Source organism: Emticicia soli, from assembly GCF_037860775.1.
Lineage (GTDB): Bacteria > Bacteroidota > Bacteroidia > Cytophagales > Spirosomataceae > Emticicia > Emticicia soli.
This window is the reverse complement of the sequence record NZ_JBBEWC010000033.1, coordinates 1-1,433: the sequence shown is the minus strand read 5'-3', so window position 1 is coordinate 1,433 and position 1,433 is coordinate 1. Positions and strand designations below refer to the sequence as shown.

1 protein-coding gene and 1 pseudogene are annotated in these 1,433 nt (G+C 39.5%); both read left to right on the top strand.

The annotated features are described in order from the left end of the window. A pseudogene (locus WAE64_RS24710) lies at positions 1-539 on the top strand (hypothetical protein); the annotation flags it as partial. Beyond that, positions 539-1,426, top strand: a complete 888-nt coding sequence (locus WAE64_RS24705) for a transposase (RefSeq protein WP_340240867.1) — start codon at positions 539-541, stop codon at positions 1,424-1,426. The pseudogene WAE64_RS24710 and the gene WAE64_RS24705, both read left to right, overlap by 1 nt. Positions 1,427-1,433: the final 7 nt, after the last annotated feature.

The window sequence follows — 1,433 nt, the reverse complement described above, 5'->3', positions numbered from 1 at the left end:
AAAAAAAGAACCTTCTGGTTAAATTTGTGAATCACTACAAACGCAAATTTTTACCAGAAGGTCTTTTTATGTTCACAATATTATCAAAAACTAAGAATACAAGCAATAAGACAGGTGAATTTCTTCTGACTCAATCTCGTCAATATCTTCTGAGTCTCCTCACAAGCCTTGATAATCAGATAGATAAACGTCTAAGTCGTACATTTTTTGATTTATTTATGGCCATACTGGTGTTTCGTAATCAGAAAATGGGCTTATTACTAAGTGAGTTAGGGGCTTATATCTGTGGTTTCGCCCATGCCCCAGCAGGAACTAAACGCATCAGCAATCTACTTCGGAGTAAAAAATGGGAAAGTAAATTGGTAGACAATTTTTTGTTTAGCAAAGCAAAAGAACGCATCAGAGATTTACAGGCCAGAGGTCTTCGTCCACTGCTGTTGTGGGATGATAGCCGGATTGAGAAGCCGGAGTCGTGGCGGCCGACGCTCGGTTTATGGAGGGCTTATGTAGTGTGGAAAGCAGTAAGGGGAAGCGTTTAATGAAAATCAAGCCGGGGTATTACAAGCCACCAGCTAGTAGAATATGTGTGCCTGGTTTTCATTGGACAGCTACATTAGTTTCTGCTTTGGGAGAGACGCCATCGGTTTGTCAGATGAATTGGTGGACCTCTAGGGGTAAATACAAAGAATGGGCTTCCAATATCATGTTTAGAATGCTAAAAAAGCTCAATCAATCACTGATAGTAAAGGTTTTACATGTTCTAGACAGAGGATATGCTTCGGCATGGACTATTGAATGGATGACACACTTTGAGCAGGATTTTCTGGTTCGCTGGAAGAAGAATATTTTACTGACTCATCCACAAAAAGGTACTAAACAGACCCATCAGATTGCCCGCTATCTAAAAACATCTTCCAAAAAACTGGTATTGGATAATCAACGTAAAATCATCCGACATATCTGTCTTGCTTTCTGTGCAGTCGTTCATCCTGATTTTCCAGATAAAGAACTCTACTTGATTGTGGTAAGAGACAAAAAAGGACAACAAGCACCGATGTATTTGCTTACTTCTTGTACTATTTTATCCAGCAAGGACGCTTGGCAGATACTACATTCTTATATGCATCGGTGGAACGTAGAACAGGCATTTAGGGTGGGGAAAGCTGAACTAGGCTTAGAATCACCTAGACTTTGGTTCTGGGAAAATAGACTCAAACTGATGGCTATTGTTACTTTAGTTTACGATTTTCTACTCTCGATGATTCGAAATTGGGGTAGTTTTATTCCTATATTACTCAGAAAGTGGTGTCATAGAACAGGAAATCGGTACCGAATGCCTTCGATACCGATTTACAGAGTAAGATTGGCCATCTCCAATTGCTTGAATAATTTTATGAATTATGCATTCTTGCAAAATTCGGGATGACTCATGT

Bases quoted from the DNA above. Each gene is read 5' to 3' on its own strand.
- WAE64_RS24705 (WP_340240867.1), top strand. From the start codon at position 539: ATGAAAATCAAGCCGGGGTATTACAAGCCACCAGCTAGTAGAATATGT.